This window comes from Intestinibaculum porci, from assembly GCF_003925875.1.
Taxonomy (GTDB): domain Bacteria; phylum Bacillota_I; class Bacilli_A; order Erysipelotrichales; family Coprobacillaceae; genus Intestinibaculum; species Intestinibaculum porci.
Genome location: NZ_AP019309.1, coordinates 1,445,271 through 1,462,502, shown reverse-complemented (window position 1 = coordinate 1,462,502; position 17,232 = coordinate 1,445,271). Strand labels below are relative to the sequence as shown.

Here is a 17,232-nt window from a genome sequence, read left to right as displayed (position 1 = left end):
CAGTGTTATTTATTAAAAAGCCCATACTTTTTCATTTATTATTTTTGAAGGCTCGTAATTTCTTGTAATCGCTTACTCGCTTAGCGATAATAAGAGTATAAGAAAGGAAGGAATCTATGAAACAATGGACAAAAGAAGAGCGTTATCGCGTTTTGCACGCCCCCGATGAAATCATTGATCTTCATCGGCAGATTGTCAAATCGCCTTATCGCCAGCACTATCATATTCAGCCGATTACCGGCTTGCTCAATGATCCCAATGGCTTTGTCTATCATAACGGCTATTGGCATCTCTTTTATCAATGGTGTCCCTGGGGTGCTGTACATGGACTCAAGTACTGGTATGAAGTCCAATCCGAAGATTTGATCCACTGGATCAATATGGGGGTCGGCATCAAACCTGATCATGATTTTGATAATAAAGGTGCTTATTCCGGCTCGGCCTTAGTCACTGAGCAATCGATCTATCTTTACTATACCGGCAATCACCGTGATGAAAACTGGCAAAGAACCCCTTATACCTGCCTTGTTAACATGCGTGATGACGGCAGTCTGCATAAGTATTCAAAACCATTATTTGGCCCATCGCCAAACTATACCGAACATCAGCGTGATCCGAAAATCATCTATCATAAAGAAAATGAAACCTATTATATTATGTTAGGCGCACAAAGCCGCGATCATCATGGCCGGATTATTTTTTATAAATCCAAGACCTTTAATAAAGATTATGAATTTGCCGGCGAACTCAAAGTTGAAGGTTATGAAGATTTTGGCGACATGTGGGAATGTCCATCGATTGAACATATCGGTGATGTCGATGTCCTCATTTTCTGTCCGCAGCACCTTAAGCTGAAAGATCGCGGGAATAGTATTCATCATAACGGCTATCTGATTGGTCATATGGATTATGAAACCCTCACCTTCCATCATGATGGCTCATTCCATGTCTTAGACTTCGGTTTTGATTCCTACGCTGCCGAATGCTGCGCAAATATCGGTGATGACAATAAAGCCGTCCTCATTGCCTGGATGGGCTTACCAGATTCCTCTTATCCAACTGATGATGAAGACTGGTCCGGCTGCCTGACGATGCCGCGCGAACTCACGATTCAAAATCGCCGTCTGATTCAAAAGCCGCTTAAAGGCTTTGAAGACTTACGTCAAGAAGCGCTGCCATTAGCGACGAAAACCCTGCCAACAGCCTGCGAATTAGATTTACATATTACCGGGGCTTTAGATATGCAGCTATGCAAAAGTGACGATCATGATGGCTTAACGATTCGCTATGAACCTGTTCACCGCACGATTACGATTGATCGCAGCCATATGCATAAACGTTTTAACATCGAGCAAGGGGAAAGCCGCATGCGTCAGTTGCATCAGGATTTAAATCATTTACGCATCTTTATCGATGCTTCATCGATTGAAATTTATGTCAATGACGGTGAAGCCCTCTTCACCAGTCGCATTTTCCCAACAAAAGATGAACATGGCTTAGTGATCAAAGGTCAAGTGGAAGGCCAGATTTATGCCTTAGATCGTGCCGTTAAAGACAATTTCCAATTTTAAAAGTCAGCTCACGCTGACTTTTTAAGCATATTCATCATCTATAGCTACATGTTCATTGGCATCTGGCAAACCTTTGAGAAAGACGAGTAAAAATGGTAAGTTAGTTAAAGCGGCGCAGATATCGGCGACAGTCTGACTCATCTGAATCCCTAATAAACCAAAGAAATGCGGTAAAATAATAATTGCCGGCAAATAATAAACACCAGTACGCAGACTCGCTAAAAAGGTTGCTTTTAAGGACTGACCAATGGCCTGGAAGGTCATATTGCCAATAATCGTTAAAGACTGGAAAAGCAGTGCCACACACTGCAGCCGCAGCGCTAAAGTGCCGATTTCAACAACCTTCGGATCATCTCTAAAAAGCATGATTAATTGCTTATCAAAGATAAAGCCTAACACTGCAAAGCAGCCTAACACTGCTTCGCCAAGTAAGAAGGTAAAGATGACCCCCTGATGGACACGTTTGAATTTATGAGCCCCATAGTTATAAGCAGATACCGGCTGTAAACCCTGTCCAATTCCGGTCATAATCGAACCAAAAAATAAGGCAATACGACCGACGATCGCCATCGCCGCAATAGCCGCATCGCCATAAGGATTCGCCGCAATATTTAAAGCCATGGCGGCGACGCTATTGAGCGTCTGACGCACTAAGGAAGGTGCCCCATTGCCCATGATCTTGGCCATATCTAATGAGAACGGATGGAAGTTTTTAAGCGATAATTCAGTAATCGTCTTATGCGCTAAAAACATGTATAAGAGAATCCCAAAACTGATCCACTGTGATAACGCTGTTGATAGCCCGGCTCCGGCAATACCCATATGAAAGCCGAACATCAGAATCGGGTCACCGATCATATTGATGACACCGCCAGAAACCAAACCGATCATCGCTAAAGAAGCCTTTCCTTCATAACGCATGATATTGTTGAGGGTACAGCTGGCTGATAAAGCTGGCGCACTTAATAAAATATAGAAGCCGTAGGTGCGGGCATAAGGTAAAATGGTATCGGTAGAGCCAAGCATATACATGAGCGGTGTAATAAGCAGCAACCCAAGGGCAGCTAAAATAATTCCTAAACTCAAGGATGCAAAAAAGCCGGTAGATGCATAAGCATCGGCATGTGCTTTATGACCATGACCTAATTCCATACTGATGCGCCCGCCCGAGCCATGACCGCACATAAAGCCGATAGCCTGAAAAACAGCTGATACGGAAACCAGAATGCCGATAGCGGCCGCGGCGGAGGTTCCTAATTTCCCCACGAAATAAGCATCAACTAAGTTATAAATCATGGAAACCATCATTGAAATGGTCGTTGGCACGGCTAACGACACAATCAGTGGCGGAATTGGTTTTAAAACCAATTGTTCATATTGTTTCTTTTCCTTTTCATTCATAAAATCACCAAGGCAAGTATAGCACTCTCATGCCGACCTGTCAGGTTTTACACATTAATTCTAAAAAAAAGGAAATGCCTTCCAGCATTTCCTGACAGTCATTATTTAAATAAAACTAAAGCGATGAATTCTAATGGTTCATCATTTTCGTTTCTCAGCATATGTTCTTCTTCAGCGCCGCAGTAAAGGGTATCACCAGGGCCCACGTCGACAAACTGACCATCGATCAGATATTTTCCATGACCTTTTAAGATATACATCGTTTCACTGTCACCATGATGCGTATGACGGCCGACTTCACAGCCTTTCTTGAGGGTCATTTTCGCAAATACACGCCCCTTATCATACATTTCTTCATTGGTATTTAAGATATTTTCTCTTAACATTTCACCTTCACCGCCCTGGAAATGTTCCAGTACAATCGGTTGCTGCTGATGTCTTACAAATGGCATAATCCTTTTCCTCCTCGTATAGTCCTATTATAGAGAAGAATATGATATTCGACAAGAGGTTATCAGAAATCTACCGGTTCATAAGCTGAGAGCGGTGCTAAGAAACCCGCTTCATCTAAAGCTTTGCCTATCGTCTCTAAAACCTCTTCACTGCTCGCTTCGACTTCATGGTAATGATAGCCATTGGTAATATTTTCAAGCGGTGAAGAAACAGAACCTTCATAGGATTTTAGATACTGATCGATTTCAAAGCGATTGCTGAGATTCAGATCAGCTTTAACGATGCCATAAGTGCGATGATAGACAAAGATATTTTTGATTGTTCCGCCATGATCGACAATCAGTTCGTATTCCGCGCGGGTGTGCGCGTTATCATGACGCTCTTTAAAGATCCGGCTGCAGGTATGTTTTTGCATCATCAGATAGCCTTTATTCGTTGAAATAATCGGCTGACCTTGCGCTCTTAAAAGGGCAATATCATTGACAATGACCTGCCGTGAGACCTGAAACTGATGCGCCAATTCACTGCCTGAAAGGGGCATTTGACAATCGCTTAACTGTTTTAATAATAAGGCGCGACGATCTGCACTTTTCATCTTATAGCGAATGGAGATGTTTTAAGGAAAGATCAAGAATTGGCGCTGAATGTGTTAATGCCCCGCTTGAAATATAATCCACATCCAGATCTTTGATCTTTTCAATATTAGCTTTCGTGACATTGCCGGAAATTTCAATTTCCGCCTGATGGTTGATGAGGCTGATCGCTTCTTTCATCGTATCATGATCCATATTATCCAACATGATAATATCCGCCTTCGCTTCTAAAGCTTCTTTGACCATCGCGATATTTTCCACTTCGACTTCAATCTTGCGGACAAATGGTGCATAAGCTCTTGCCATTGCGACCGCTTTGGTAATACTGCCAGCCGCCCCAATGTGATTATCCTTTAACATCACGCCATCAGAAAGGTTATAACGATGATTATGTCCGCCCCCGACTTTGACCGCGTATTTTTCAAAGATCCGGTTATTCGGTGTGGTTTTACGCGTATCAAGCAGCTGAATCTTTGTGCCTTCTAATAGAGCCGCAACCTGATGGGTATAAGTGGCGACACCAGACATCCGCTGGAGATAGTTTAAAGCGACTCTTTCCCCTGATAACAAGGTGCGAATATCCCCATACACTTTGGCTAATAACGCCCCTGTTTGCACTTCATCTCCATCTTTGACATACATTTCAGCTTTGGTGGCGGGATCTAATAAAGTGAATACCCGTTCAAATATCTGCAGGCCGCAGATGATGCCATCTTCTTTCGCAATCAAGTCGACAACGCCATTACAGGCTTCTGGCATCACCGCATTGGTCGATACATCTTCCTGGGTGATATCTTCTCTCAAGGCTGATAATAAATAATGATCGACATTAAGTCGTAAAGTATTCTGATCAAACATGGGCACACTCTCCTTCTTTATTGACACGATCAATTTCCTTTTTCACGATTGTCATATAATCTTCACTTAAAGTCTCGCGATTTGCATAAGGGCTTAAATCAAAGTTTTCAATCAAAGCTTCATCATGTTTTGTCTCCTGCTTTAAGCTATCTAAAGCCGCTCTTTTCGCGAAGACTAATGATTCCAGCAAGGAATTAGAAGCTAAACGGTTTCTGCCATGAACGCCATTGCAGGCCGTTTCGCCAATTGCATAAAGCTGATCCATTGACGTTTTGGAATGATGATCTACCCAAATACCTCCCATAAAGTAATGCTGGGCTGGGGTTACCGGAATCGGTTCTTGGAAAACGTCATAGCCCATTTCCTTGCAATGCTCGATAATATTAGGGAAATGCGCTTTTAATTCATCATGCGGAATCGTTCGTAAATCTTCCCAGACAAATGGCGAATGATCTTTGGCCATCTGTTTTTTGATTTCAATGGTCAATAAATCTCTTGGCAGTAATTCATTAGTGAAACGTTCACGATGCTTATTGAGCAAGATCGCCCCTTCCCCGCGCACGGATTCACTAATTAAGAAAGAGCGATCTTCCTTTTTATCCGAATAAAATGTCGTCGGATGAATCTGAACATAATTGATATTCTTCATTTTTACCCCATGTTTTAAACCAATGGCTAAAGCATCGCCGGTTAAATGTCTGAAGTTGGTACTATGACGATAAAGGCCGCCAATTCCGCCGGTCGCTAAAAATACGACATTGGCTTCCACCTTTTCAACGCTGCCATCACTTTTCGCAATCACCGCACCATAACAGGTGTTATCTTTAGTGATCAGATCCAACAACGTTGTATATTCATATAACGTAACGTTATCCAGTTTTTTCACTTGTTCATACAAATGTGAGGTAATTTCTTTACCCGTAATATCTTCGTGGAAAAGGATGCGTTTATCCGAATGCGCCCCTTCTCTTGTAAAATCCAGATTGCCGTTTTCATCGCGATGGAAACGCACACCATAACCAATTAAATCTTTAATAACATCCTGTGAAGAACGAATCATGATATCAACGGACGTCTTGTCATTTTCATAGTGACCAGCTTTCATCGTATCTTCAAAATAAGAATCATAATCCGCTTCATTTTTTAACATGCAGATACCGCCTTGGGCTAAGTAAGAATCACTAGATTCCACATCTTTCTTCGTAATTATCGTGATCTGACGATCGCGCGGCAGATTGAGTGCACAATAGAGACCAGCGCAGCCGCTGCCAACAATCAATATATCAGTTTTCATTTTTTATAACCTTCCTTTATGAGATTGACAACATTCTAGCACGGTGTCATGACAATGACAAGTATGAAGTTATGACATGTGTCTTGACACCTAGACAATCACTCTCTATAATGAACAAGAACTTATTAAGGAGAACGTTAAGAAATGAATACACGTGAATTACAAGATGAAATTATTCGACTAAAAAAAGAAAAAGACATCTGCATTCTTGCCCATGCCTATCAGTCTCAGGATATTTTAGAAGTGGCTGATTATACTGGTGATTCCTATGGCTTATCTTTAAAAGCAGCCAAAGCGCCACAGAAAACCATTATTATGTGCGGCGTCCGTTTTATGGCTGAGACAGTCAAAGTTTTATCACCTGATAAAGATGTTTATATTGCCAATGAAGAAGCACTTTGCCCAATGGCTCAGCAGTTAGATGTCCCACGTTTACGGCAGTTAAAAAAGCAGTACCCGGGTTATGCAGTTGTGGCTTATATTAATACCACAACCGCTTTAAAGACGGAAGTTGACTGCGTTGTGACCTCTTCTAGTGCCAAACGGATTTTAGAAAACATGGAAGAAAAGAATATTCTTTTTGTCCCTGATATGAACTTAGGCGGTTATCTGAAGAAACAGTTACCAGATAAAAACATCGAACTGTATCGCGGCGGCTGTCCAACCCATATGCGCGTGCGCGCCAACGATGTCAAACGGATGAAACAGGCGCATCCTGATGCCAAAGTCTTAGTGCATCCAGAATGTTTAGAAGAAGTAACAAAGTTAGCGGATTATGCAGGTTCGACAACAGGTATTATGAACTATGCGAAAGAGTCTGATGCGAAAGAATTTATTATCGGTACTGAGAATAGTATTGTCCAGCATTTACAGTTTGCCTGCCCGGATAAGAAGTTCTATATGTTATCAAAGGAATGTGTCTGTCACAACATGAAGGCGACAACGTTAATGGATGTTTATCATACGGTCAAAGGTGATGGCGGTCTGCAGATTACTTTAGATGATGATCTCATTAAAGGGGCTCGCCGCGCCATTGATCGCATGATTGCCCTAGGCGGATAATGCTTGTAACCCATTAAGTGTATAATTATTTATTTAAGTGAAAAGGACAAGATTCAGTAAACTGGTACCATTGTCAAGGACTATTTATTGACAGTGACGACTTGTTTTCAGCTCACAAAGGATGAGGGCAAGATTCAATTGAATCTTGCCCTCATTTTTTCGCTTCTATTCATCCATATCAGGAGTTTTATTGTACGACAAAAAGAACCACTTTACGTGATTTTTTAAACAAGAAGTGGATGACTTGATGTATTATTAATAGATTGCTCCTGTTCTGTTCACATACGATAGCTCTGGATAATTCTGCCAGTTTCTAGGATAGTACAGTGACTTGATCACTGAATCGGATGCCTTGGTTAGGAACTTGAGTGCTGTATTCGTATCAGCCAATAGCGTATCCAGTTTTTCTACTTCTTTCGTATTTTCGTCAATCAGTCTCTGTAGCTTATTGATTCGAGCTAGAATAACCTTCTGATCCTTCTGTACCACTTTGAAAGGATGCTGTTCGCTCTTATACTCATAAGATGATTCACCAGACTCGTTTTGCTTGCTTCTGCGTCGAGCTCTTTCAGCACGCGCTTGTTCGCGTCTGGATTCCAGTTCTTCCTGGGTGATGAGTTCTTTGGCTGAGACGCCGAAATAAACATCAGTCTGATAAATGCCTTCAGTAATATAGCGATAGTATTCTTCAGGAGTCTGTCCTGCCAGATCATACTGAGGTATTACTGTATTATACTGTTCCATAAAGTTTTTGATCATGGTTTCAACCGTATCAAAGTTAGGACATTTTTCAACTAATTCATTTAGAATAGATTTCATTCTTCCAAAAAAGCTTTCCATTGGCGCATTATCGAGGCTGTTTCCGCGTCTGGATACTGACTGAATGAAGCCGTCATCTTCTAGAATTTCTCTGAATTCGGTGGAAAGGTATTGAGAGCCGTTGTCTGAATGAATATAGACATAAGGCTTTTTTCCATTTTCCTTCATGTATTTGCATGCCTTCTCAATTTCCTTTTCATGAAGATCCATCATCATGCAATAAGCTCTTTCAACGAGGGTAACGTCCATTCTTTTAGAAATATGCCATCCAAGAATTTCATTGGTAAATGCGTCCTTAAATACGCATAGATAAGAGATGTTTTTATTGCCGTTATAGGAAATATAAGTGATATCAGTGAGAATAACCTTGCGCGGGTCTTGTCTGAAGTATCTTTTTACGTAATCGTTAACGTTATAATAAGGATGGTTGTATGTTGCCTGTCCCTTGTAGGCATCCTTATGGCGTAGGTTGGGGAACAAATTCAATTCCTGCATCAGACGCGTTACTTTTTTTTCACCAACCGGCTGACCATTGATATTAAAATGCATGCGAGTAAAAAGAGCACAGAATGTTCTTCGCCCAGGCACGAAGCCAAAGGTTTTGACGATATCAATCATCTTATCCTTTATCATCTCATCTTCGGTAGCCTTTTGAATCTGGCTGGCAGATGGATTTTCACGTTTTTTCTTCCAGCACCTGTATTTTCTTGAAGTGATTTCAAATATCTTGCAGGCCTCACTGATTTTGACATCAGGATGATCTCTTATATACGTATCTGCGAGAAGACATTTATCTACCGCTATTTCTCGTTCTTCGATGATGATACCTTCACCAGCAGTTTTGAGCCCTTTTTTTTTACGACTCCAACAACTGTTTCCAGATAGTCAATGCGTGAATTAAGATAGTCAACCATTTCCTGATCGGAAAGATTGCCAACCTGATCACGCGGAACCATGCCGCTGACCTTCTTGGGCTTGCGTGCCTGTCCGCTGGCAGCGCGACCGGCAGCTGCGTAGGCGCGATCTTCTCCTAACGTGTTTACATCGTATCCGAGTGTCTTGTATGCCTTAATTGGTGACATGCCGCCATCCATCAGCTGTTTCATGCGGGCATAGAATTCCCTTGTGTAATAGATTCTGCCATCTGTTACCTTCTCAGTGTATTGGTTTTTAGAAGCCTCTTCTAAAGCTTTTTCCAGGTTAATCTGCTTATTTCTTTTTGCCATAATGCTTTCCTCCGCCTGATATGTATTTATTGGTGTCTGTAGTATATCATGACAGTATCAGGTTGGCACGCGCTTTAGCTCTTTTTGTTGCAAGAGCCTTCGTTTTTTCATACTTATCAGTTTCCTTGGACATGTATAAATCAAACTGCTCAGGCGGCATGGCTTCAAGATACGATTCGTATTTCACGGGTGTCATTTTATTTCTTGTCCACTGTGGTCTCTCGTTGTTGTAGTATTCCACATAGGAAAGCACCATTTCCCTCAGCTCCTCAATGGAACTGCAGCTGGTATAGTCACATTCATCCTTGAAATGGCCAAAAAAGCTTTCCTGTGAACTGTTGTCTTCACAGATGCCTCTTCTGGACATTGATTCTCTGAATCCCAGCTCCTTTACCTTTTTCTGAAATGCTTCATTGAGATACAGTGCCCCCTGGTCGCTATGGAAGATGGCATTATCGCGAAAGGTGTAGCGTTCAAGCTGCTTCAGCGTCTCCATAGTCATTGCCGAATCATTGTTTTCGCTCACCACGGCAGCTAATATGCGCCCTGTTACCGCATCTTTGACTGCTGAAAGATAGCCTCTGCCATTTGCTCCAAAAAACAGATAGGAAACATCAGTGAGAATGTGCGTAAAAGGCATGGCCAGTCTGAATTTTCGTTTAAGAAGATTAGGGCACTTGTATTTTTCAAGATGCTCACGAGCAGCCTTAAGGGACTGACGGGGAGCTCGAACTCCTGAATTAAGTCCATGCTTTCTCATCAGACGTGCTATTTTCTTAATTGAAAAGCTTTTGCCTGTAATCTCAGGCATCATCATGTGGATAGTTCTCTTGCCTTTGGGATAGCCTTTGTAATTCATTGTATCAATAATGGCCCTGACCTCTTCTTCTTCATTCTGATTCCTTAGCTCTTCATATCTGCCGTAGGCATCGTTTCTTAAAATAGAGTAGAAGGTGGATCTTGACAGGCCTGCTTCACTAATGATTTGGCTTAAAGGCATAATGTGACTGTCCGCTAACGAGTCAAGCATTATGAAGGCTTCTCTTCTTAGGCTGGCGCTAAGATCCCATATGCATTGGGATATAGACTTCAGAAAACAAGCCATTTTATTGTATAGTGCCTCATAAAGATTTAGGGCAATGGCTTTGAGTCGATCAGATGAGCCTGCCTCTAAATGAATGGAACATGTATGATCAGATTGAGTAATTTGCTTTTTTATGCGCTGTTTCGTGGAGATAGTAAGAATTGCAGAATCAATATCAAAGATTTTGAGAATATCATTAATGTGCATATCAGAGAAAATTGATGCCTCGCTGTAGAATACATCCGTCAGTTTGATTCTATGTGCAGTTATCCTTTCAACCATTGGGTGGTCTGTATATTCTTCGATTATATTCTGATCAAACGTTTGCTTTTCATGCGGCTCAATATCCCCGTCAAATACTCTTTTTAGCGCATGAATACGCTGATAGCCAATTCGTTCTGGATCAAAGCCATCTGATTTAAGGACATCCTCGATTGCCTGATCAGGATATAAGCTATAGAGCTTTTCAGTATAGTCTTTTGAAAATGAAATGCCACGACGTGCGCGAATGAATTTTCCGGTCGAGACGAGGAACTGATCATAGTTTTTATCTGTTTTATTACGTTTGGCAGAGTTACCCATACGTCCGTTAGTAGGTTTCCCATCGCGTTTAAAATTTCTTTGAATACGACTAATAATTTGTGCGTTAAAGAGAGAGTAGTCAATGCCATTTTCCTTCATGACCTCTCTAATTGATGAAATGCTTTTATATTTAATCCATCTCTCCCACATCATGATCCTGAATTCATAGGTAAATGAAATACGATTTGATCTCACCAGTTTGACGAATTTATTGGCTGAAAGTATTTTAATGGCTTCATCAGATATTACAGTTCCTTTAGACATAACAATTATTACCTTCATTACAAAAAATGGCACCATAGGTTAGGTGACATTACTGTCAATGTAATGTTCCTTTCTATGGTACCATTTTACAGCGCGTCTTGTCCTTTTTACTATGTATTTATTTTGCAAGTAATGCTTCTAAGTGTTCACGAATCGCTTTGATAAAGCCTTCCGAATCCACTTCTTTGACTTCTACGCCGGTCGCTAAGCGGACTAAGTCTTTAGTCATAATACCGCTATTTAAGGTATCTAATGATGCCTGTTCAAGTTTCTTGCCAAAGTCTACTAAATCAGGTAATCCATCTTTTTCCCCACGTTTGCTTAAAGCGCCCGCCCAGGCAAAGATCGTAGCCATCGGGTTGGTCGAAGTCTTTTCACCTTTCAGATAACGATAGTAATGACGGGTTACTGTGCCATGCGCGGCTTCATATTCATAGTTACCTTCTGGTGATACTAAAACCGATGTCATCATCGCTAATGAGCCAAAAGCCGTTGAGACCATATCGCTCATGACATCGCCATCATAGTTCTTGCAGGCCCAAATAAAGCCCCCTTCACTACGAATAACACGAGCAACGATATCATCAATTAAGGAATAGAAATACGTGATCCCCGCTGCTTCGAATTTGTCTTTATATTCCTTTTCGTAGATCTGGGCAAAGATATCTTTGAAACGATGATCATAAGTTTTAGAAATAGTATCCTTCGCGCCAAACCATAAATCCTGCTTTTTATCTAAAGCATAATTAAAACAGCTGCGGGCAAAGGATGCAATCGAATCATCTTTGTTGTATTGTCCCTGTAAGACCCCTGGTCCTTCAAAGGTAAAGATTTCATTTTCGATTTCCTGTCCATCTTCACCAACGAATTTTAAAGTGGCTTTGCCCGGACCTGGTACTTTAATTTCCGTTGATTTATAAACATCGCCATAAGCATGACGGGCAATGGTAATCGGTGCTTTCCAGTTTTTCACAACCGGAGAAATAGGATCAATCATAATTGGGGCTCTGAAGACCGTTCCATCTAAGATGGCACGGATGGTCCCATTAGGAGACTTCCACATCTGCTTTAAGTGATATTCTTCAACACGCTGAGCATTAGGCGTAATCGTTGCACATTTTACTGATACGCCATATTTCTTATTAGCCATCGCAGCATCAATAGTAACCTGATCATTGATTTCATCACGATGCGGTAAGCCTAAATCATAATATTCGGATTTTAAATCCACAAATGGTAAGATGAGTTCATCTTTAATCATCTTCCATAATACTCTTGTCATTTCATCGCCGTCCATTTCGACGATTGGTGTAGTCATTTGAATCTTTGCCATAATCTCACTCCTCTTCAGATGCATTTATTATATACTTTTAGAAAATGAAAGTCTAGGTATTTTGTATACAATTATTCAAGTTTACAACCTCACTTAAAAAGTCCATGCAATGATGGACCTATTCTTCGTTTAATTCACGTTTGTATTCATCTAAATGTACCGTGATCTCATCACTGGCTTCCGGGAAACGGGGATGACAGGCTTTTAAGGTATCAACGATAATTTCACTCACTAAATAGCGGGTATACCACTTATCATCAGCGGGAATGACATACCATGGTGCATGCTTGGTAGCGGTCTGATTGATCACCTCTTCACATAAGGCCATGTATTCCTCAAAATGCGCCCGTTCTTTGAGATCATCAGGAGAGAACTTCCAGTGTTTCTCTTCATGAGTGAGACGATCCATAAAGCGTTTCTTCTGTTCCTCTTTGGAGACATGAAGGAAGATTTTAATGACGCGATAACCGTTTTGGTAAAGATATTTCTCATAACTATTGATCTGCTGATAACGTTTGGTAAAGAAGTCTTCTTCATTGAGTTCGCTGATGCGTTTCGGCAGACGATAGCCTTTTTCTAAGTGATGCAGCTGCACCGTTAAGACATCTTCATAATAAGAGCGATTGAAGATCGCAATCTCCCCGCGTTTTGGTAACACTTTATGAAAACGCCATAAATAATCATGCGATAACTCTTCTAAACTTGGCTGTTTAAAGCTATAAACATAAACCCCCGCAGGATTCATTCCGCCAATCACATGTTTGATCGTGGAATCTTTTCCGCCAGCATCGATTGACTGAAAAATAATAATCAGTCCCTCCCGCCCATCAGCGTAGAGTTTTTCCTGCAGTTTCGCCATTTCTTTAAGTTTATCAGGAGAACGTGCAATCACGATCTCTTTGTCTAAATGTTCTTTACGAGCATCAGTTGGCAGTTCATCAAAATGCGCCTGTAAGATACCATAAAACTTATAAGGCCGATAATTACATTCAATCTTGACGACTTCTTCACTTCGCAAGAGTTCTTTCACTTTCATATTGTGTTGCCTCCTTTAAAAAAGACATTTTTAGGTTGTGGTTTAAAGAAATAATAGCCCTGAATCATATCACAGCCGATACTTTTGAGAAAGGCGTACTGGCCCTCTTCTTCAACGCCTTCCGATAAGGTCTTGCCGCCCATCGTTTTCGTTAAGGCCACAATCGAAGAAATAATATTCCGAGAATGATTACCGCTTTTGAAATTACGCATAAAGTTCATATCTAACTTAATGACATCAAAGTGGAACTGTGACATCATGTTCAAAGAAGAGTATTCACTGCCAAAATCATCCATCCAAATTTCAAAGCCGTAATCCTGCAGCTTATGTAAAGTATCGAAGATGACCTTATTATGAGAAGACATCATCCGTTCCGTCACTTCCAGATTTAACATTTTTAAAGGCACATGATAGGTTTTCACCAGCGCGATTATATCATCATAAAAATGTGGAATAAAGAAATCCTGGCGCGATAAGTTTACGGAAACTGGATAAAACGGTTTGTGTTCGTTTTGCGCCTGGGCATAATCCTTGCATACCTGTTTAATGACAAATAAGTCAACGATATGAATCAGATTGGCTTTTTCTAAAACAGGAATAAACTTATTAGGATAAATCATCCCATACTGCGGATCCTGCCAGCGAATGAGCGCTTCAGCTCCGCATGGCAGCTTGGTATTGGTATCCACAACACCTTGGTAATAAACCTGTAAGTCCTGATTATACGCTGCCCGTTCGATGTGGGTTAAGATATAGTTTCTAAACTGTGACTGATCAGATAACGCATCTTCATAGTACTGATAATAGCGATCATAGTTATTGCGAATCAGATCACAGGCCATCTTGGCACGATCGCAGGCTGAAATAATATTATCCTGAGCATGGAAAGGATAAATACCAACCGAAATATACACCCGACATTCCGGATTGACATGTAACAGATCCTCATGGACCTGTTTGATCCCTTTTTCTATTTCTTCATTTTCTACTAAAGCCACAAAGTGGTCTTCGCCTAAACGGCAGATTAGTTTTTTCGAAAAATGTTGGTCAATACTATCAGCTAAGCTTTTAATGAGCTGATCACCAACATGATAGCCATACGATTCATTATATGTTTTCAGACCATCAATATTGAAATACAGGACACTGTTATGATCTTTGATATGATCAGGTAAAAGATTAGCTTCAACACGGAAGGCGCTTAAGTTATAGACCCCCGTCATGGCATCATGAGTGGACTCATTATACTGATTACGCAGTTCACGAATGATCTTTTCTTCACGGCTGCTGGAAATGTCTAACGGTGAACCAGCCACTTCCCCGCGACCATTAAGTTTCGCTTCGGTTAAACGGACATGCGCATGACGCACCATTTGCTTAAAAGTGCGAGAATCGTTAGCCCGCCCATAAACATAGCCAACGCAGAAAGAGGGCATGATTTTACTTTTACGTGCTAATAATAATGCTTTGAGCTGATCTCTTACCACTTGAATGCGTTTTTCAAAAACTTCTGGATCTTTCTCTTTCACAATGACGATGAATTCATCATCACCATAACGATAAATATCTTTTTTGGGAAATTCCGTTTCAATGCTTTCGACAAAAGTGACAAGCATATGGTCCCCTAAACCATGACCATAGTAATCACATAGCAATTTATAATCATCAATATCAAAGAAACTAACAATCAGATCTTCATAGAAATATTGTTTCTCATAATGTTTCAAGCCATGGCGATTGGCAACCAGGGTGAGCGGATCACGCTCACTCGCTGTTTTGACAACTAAATCCTGTTTAATGGCTTTTAAACGGTCAATTAAAATAAACTGATTAACCATTAATGAAGTAAAGCCAAACATAATTGCCCCTTGCAGATCCATTTTAAAGAGTTGTGGATGGTCAGGCATTTTCGCGAAATAGCTGAAAAACACAAAAATAATGGTCCAAAGCAGCGTACCGGCAATATGCATAGACGGTTCATCAATCATAAAGGTTGGTAAAAAAACTATATACACGAAAAAAGTTGATGCAATATGTGAAGAATCCCAAAAACTCCCCATCAGAATAGCATAAATAAAAGCGATGGTAATAAACAGATAAAGCCATTTGAGGGCATGGGATGAATCATGATCAATAAAATGATCAATAATATTAAAAATAACAAATAAAACGATATTGCCATAATAATACCAGGCTACATGATTCCCCATAATAATAATCTGTATAAGCAGTAATAATACTGCATAAGCCAATCCTATTTTCACAATTAAATTCAGATAATAGCGATTGCGCTTATTAACGATCTCTATGATTTCCTGATTATTCAGCTGATGTAATTTTTGACTTATTTTACTTCCCATAAAACCACCTATTGATATTATACAATCTCTTAAATGCATTTATAACATATTTTAATGAAAATGTAAAAACGTGGGAAGATCCCACGTAGAAGGTTAAGGTGTTATGCTGTGATAGCTTTTTTAATAGACAATCAGACTGCCACCAAGCAGGAGGATAAAATAGATCACCATCAGAAATGGGACATTTTTCAAAAGACTCTCACCAGAATATGTGAAAGGATGCATGACATCCGCTAAATTCAATAAAATCAGATATTTATTTTTTACGACATATTATATTTTATTTTTCCGATAATAATATTTTATATTACCATTCTCAACTTTATTTCTTGTATAAAAAAAGACTTTGCCGGATACAAAGTCTTAAGCCTCTCGCACACGCAGGCGATCTGGTAATACCAGAATAATGGTGGAAATAAGGATACAGACCATGCCCACATAAGCGAGCGGTGTTAATCTTTCCCCTAAGAAAAGCATCCCGACAAAGGTTGAGGTAATAGGTTCAAAAGTACTTAAGAGGGAGGCTTTGACATCACCGCATAAGAAAACTCCTTTTTGAAAGAAAGTTAAGGCAATCACGCTCATTAAAAGGCCTAAAGCCGCTTCCGCAACGTAAGCTGTTGGCGTTAAGCGATAGACAAAAGTGCCGGTTAATAAGGCGAAGATAAGTAATTCTAGGCCTGATAATAAGGTAATATAAAAGGCTGTTGTTAAGGTTGGTAAACGATCTAAATGGGAGCGTCCTAAAAATAAGATATAAAAGGCATAAGCTAAGCCGGAAGCTAAAGCGATAGCCATTCCAAAAAGACTGATCTGTCCTGATGGATTATACAAACAAAGGATCCCGCTCATACATAATAATGTGGCTAAAGATTGTTTATGACGCATTTTGTTTTTATAAAGAATCAAGGAAAGTAAAATCACAAAGACCGGATAGGTAAAGTGTAAAGTTGTTGATAACCCGGAATCAATATATTGATAAGAACTATATAGCAGCAATGGTGTTAAAGCCATGAAAATTGATAATCGTAAGAGCGCCTTCCCCTCTTCTTTGGTAATCTTAAGACGGGTTTTCGTGATTTTTAAAATGATTAACAAAATAAGTGACCCCATCAAGTAGCGACTGCTCGCCGCCGTGACGGCATTAGCCCCGCCCTGATAAGCCACTTTTGTCAGTAATGGCATAAAGCCAAAGATAACCGCTGAAGCGATACTGTAAAACATTCCTTTTCTTTCCATTAATATTACCTCACTTGCCCTATCTATTATAGTCCGGGAAAAATAAAAATCCAGCCG

Annotated in this window: 14 protein-coding genes; 2 read left to right on the top strand and 12 right to left on the bottom strand. The window is 40.4% G+C overall.

Features of this window, described 5'->3' with window-relative positions; genetic code table 11:
* The first annotated feature begins 116 nt into the window (after positions 1 to 116).
* Positions 117 to 1,571, top strand: coding sequence for a sucrose-6-phosphate hydrolase (locus SG0102_RS06985; protein WP_125119282.1), 1,455 nt, complete (start codon positions 117 to 119; stop codon positions 1,569 to 1,571).
* A gap of 21 nt (positions 1,572 to 1,592) precedes the next feature.
* Here the strand turns inward: SG0102_RS06985 and SG0102_RS06980 are convergent, their stop codons facing one another.
* From SG0102_RS06980 to SG0102_RS06960, 5 genes are all read right to left on the bottom strand, one after another.
* Positions 1,593 to 2,972, bottom strand: a complete 1,380-nt coding sequence (locus SG0102_RS06980) for an MATE family efflux transporter (RefSeq protein ID WP_125119281.1) — start codon at positions 2,970 to 2,972, stop codon at positions 1,593 to 1,595.
* Positions 2,973 to 3,073: 101 nt separating this feature from the next.
* Positions 3,074 to 3,424, bottom strand: coding sequence for a cupin domain-containing protein (locus SG0102_RS06975; protein WP_125119280.1), 351 nt, complete (start codon positions 3,422 to 3,424; stop codon positions 3,074 to 3,076).
* A gap of 62 nt (positions 3,425 to 3,486) precedes the next feature.
* Positions 3,487 to 4,020: a transcription repressor NadR gene (locus SG0102_RS06970; protein WP_125119279.1), complete on the bottom strand. Its 534-nt coding sequence runs from the start codon at positions 4,018 to 4,020 to the stop codon at positions 3,487 to 3,489.
* 1 nt (position 4,021) lies between these two features.
* Positions 4,022 to 4,876, bottom strand: a complete 855-nt coding sequence (gene nadC, locus SG0102_RS06965) for a carboxylating nicotinate-nucleotide diphosphorylase (protein WP_125119278.1) — start codon at positions 4,874 to 4,876, stop codon at positions 4,022 to 4,024.
* Entirely contained in the window at positions 4,869 to 6,170 is a 1,302-nt protein-coding gene (locus SG0102_RS06960) for an L-aspartate oxidase (RefSeq protein ID WP_125119277.1), read from the bottom strand. The genes nadC and SG0102_RS06960 overlap by 8 nt, the downstream gene beginning before the upstream one ends.
* 144 nt (positions 6,171 to 6,314) lie before the next feature.
* On the opposite strand from SG0102_RS06960, the gene nadA reads away from it, so the two are divergent.
* Complete coding sequence (gene nadA / locus SG0102_RS06955) at positions 6,315 to 7,232, top strand: quinolinate synthase NadA (protein ID WP_125119276.1); 918 nt, start codon at positions 6,315 to 6,317, stop codon at positions 7,230 to 7,232.
* Between the two features lie 255 nt (positions 7,233 to 7,487).
* Here nadA and SG0102_RS06950 read toward each other — a convergent pair whose 3' ends face one another.
* The 7 genes from SG0102_RS06950 to SG0102_RS06920 form a co-directional block, all read right to left on the bottom strand.
* Positions 7,488 to 8,819, bottom strand: a complete 1,332-nt coding sequence (locus tag SG0102_RS06950; RefSeq protein WP_269461208.1) for an IS3 family transposase — start codon at positions 8,817 to 8,819, stop codon at positions 7,488 to 7,490.
* 32 nt (positions 8,820 to 8,851) lie between these two features.
* A complete protein-coding gene (locus tag SG0102_RS06945; RefSeq protein WP_125118147.1) occupies positions 8,852 to 9,277 on the bottom strand; it encodes a hypothetical protein in 426 nt (141 codons plus the stop codon).
* Between the two features lie 46 nt (positions 9,278 to 9,323).
* Positions 9,324 to 11,225, bottom strand: a complete 1,902-nt coding sequence (locus tag SG0102_RS06940) for an IS3 family transposase (RefSeq protein WP_157982993.1) — start codon at positions 11,223 to 11,225, stop codon at positions 9,324 to 9,326.
* 100 nt (positions 11,226 to 11,325) lie between these two features.
* A complete protein-coding gene (locus SG0102_RS06935) occupies positions 11,326 to 12,540 on the bottom strand; it encodes an NADP-dependent isocitrate dehydrogenase (protein WP_125119274.1) in 1,215 nt (404 codons plus the stop codon).
* 118 nt (positions 12,541 to 12,658) lie between these two features.
* On the bottom strand, positions 12,659 to 13,576 hold the full coding sequence (locus SG0102_RS06930) for a PPK2 family polyphosphate kinase (RefSeq protein WP_125119273.1): 918 nt from the start codon (positions 13,574 to 13,576) through the stop codon (positions 12,659 to 12,661).
* Positions 13,573 to 15,936: a bifunctional diguanylate cyclase/phosphodiesterase gene (locus tag SG0102_RS06925; RefSeq protein ID WP_162300191.1), complete on the bottom strand. Its 2,364-nt coding sequence runs from the start codon at positions 15,934 to 15,936 to the stop codon at positions 13,573 to 13,575. Before SG0102_RS06925 ends, SG0102_RS06930 begins: the two co-directional genes overlap by 4 nt.
* Positions 15,937 to 16,299: 363 nt before the next feature.
* On the bottom strand, positions 16,300 to 17,175 hold the full coding sequence (locus tag SG0102_RS06920) for a DMT family transporter (RefSeq protein WP_125119271.1): 876 nt from the start codon (positions 17,173 to 17,175) through the stop codon (positions 16,300 to 16,302).
* Between the last annotated feature and the right edge of the window lie 57 nt (positions 17,176 to 17,232).

Coding starts and splice junctions, on each gene's coding strand:
- SG0102_RS06925 (WP_162300191.1), bottom strand. CDS start 15,936: ATGGGAAGTAAAATAAGTCAAAAATTACATCAGCTGAATAATCAGGAA.
- SG0102_RS06980 (WP_125119281.1), bottom strand. CDS start 2,972: ATGAATGAAAAGGAAAAGAAACAATATGAACAATTGGTTTTAAAACCA.
- SG0102_RS06920 (WP_125119271.1), bottom strand. CDS start 17,175: ATGGAAAGAAAAGGAATGTTTTACAGTATCGCTTCAGCGGTTATCTTT.
- SG0102_RS06975 (WP_125119280.1), bottom strand. CDS start 3,424: ATGCCATTTGTAAGACATCAGCAGCAACCGATTGTACTGGAACATTTC.
- nadA (WP_125119276.1), top strand. CDS start 6,315: ATGAATACACGTGAATTACAAGATGAAATTATTCGACTAAAAAAAGAA.
- nadC (WP_125119278.1), bottom strand. CDS start 4,876: ATGTTTGATCAGAATACTTTACGACTTAATGTCGATCATTATTTATTA.
- SG0102_RS06930 (WP_125119273.1), bottom strand. CDS start 13,576: ATGAAAGTGAAAGAACTCTTGCGAAGTGAAGAAGTCGTCAAGATTGAA.
- SG0102_RS06960 (WP_125119277.1), bottom strand. CDS start 6,170: ATGAAAACTGATATATTGATTGTTGGCAGCGGCTGCGCTGGTCTCTAT.
- SG0102_RS06945 (WP_125118147.1), bottom strand. CDS start 9,277: ATGGCAAAAAGAAATAAGCAGATTAACCTGGAAAAAGCTTTAGAAGAG.
- SG0102_RS06940 (WP_157982993.1), bottom strand. CDS start 11,225: ATGAAGGTAATAATTGTTATGTCTAAAGGAACTGTAATATCTGATGAA.
- SG0102_RS06935 (WP_125119274.1), bottom strand. CDS start 12,540: ATGGCAAAGATTCAAATGACTACACCAATCGTCGAAATGGACGGCGAT.
- SG0102_RS06985 (WP_125119282.1), top strand. CDS start 117: ATGAAACAATGGACAAAAGAAGAGCGTTATCGCGTTTTGCACGCCCCC.
- SG0102_RS06970 (WP_125119279.1), bottom strand. CDS start 4,020: ATGAAAAGTGCAGATCGTCGCGCCTTATTATTAAAACAGTTAAGCGAT.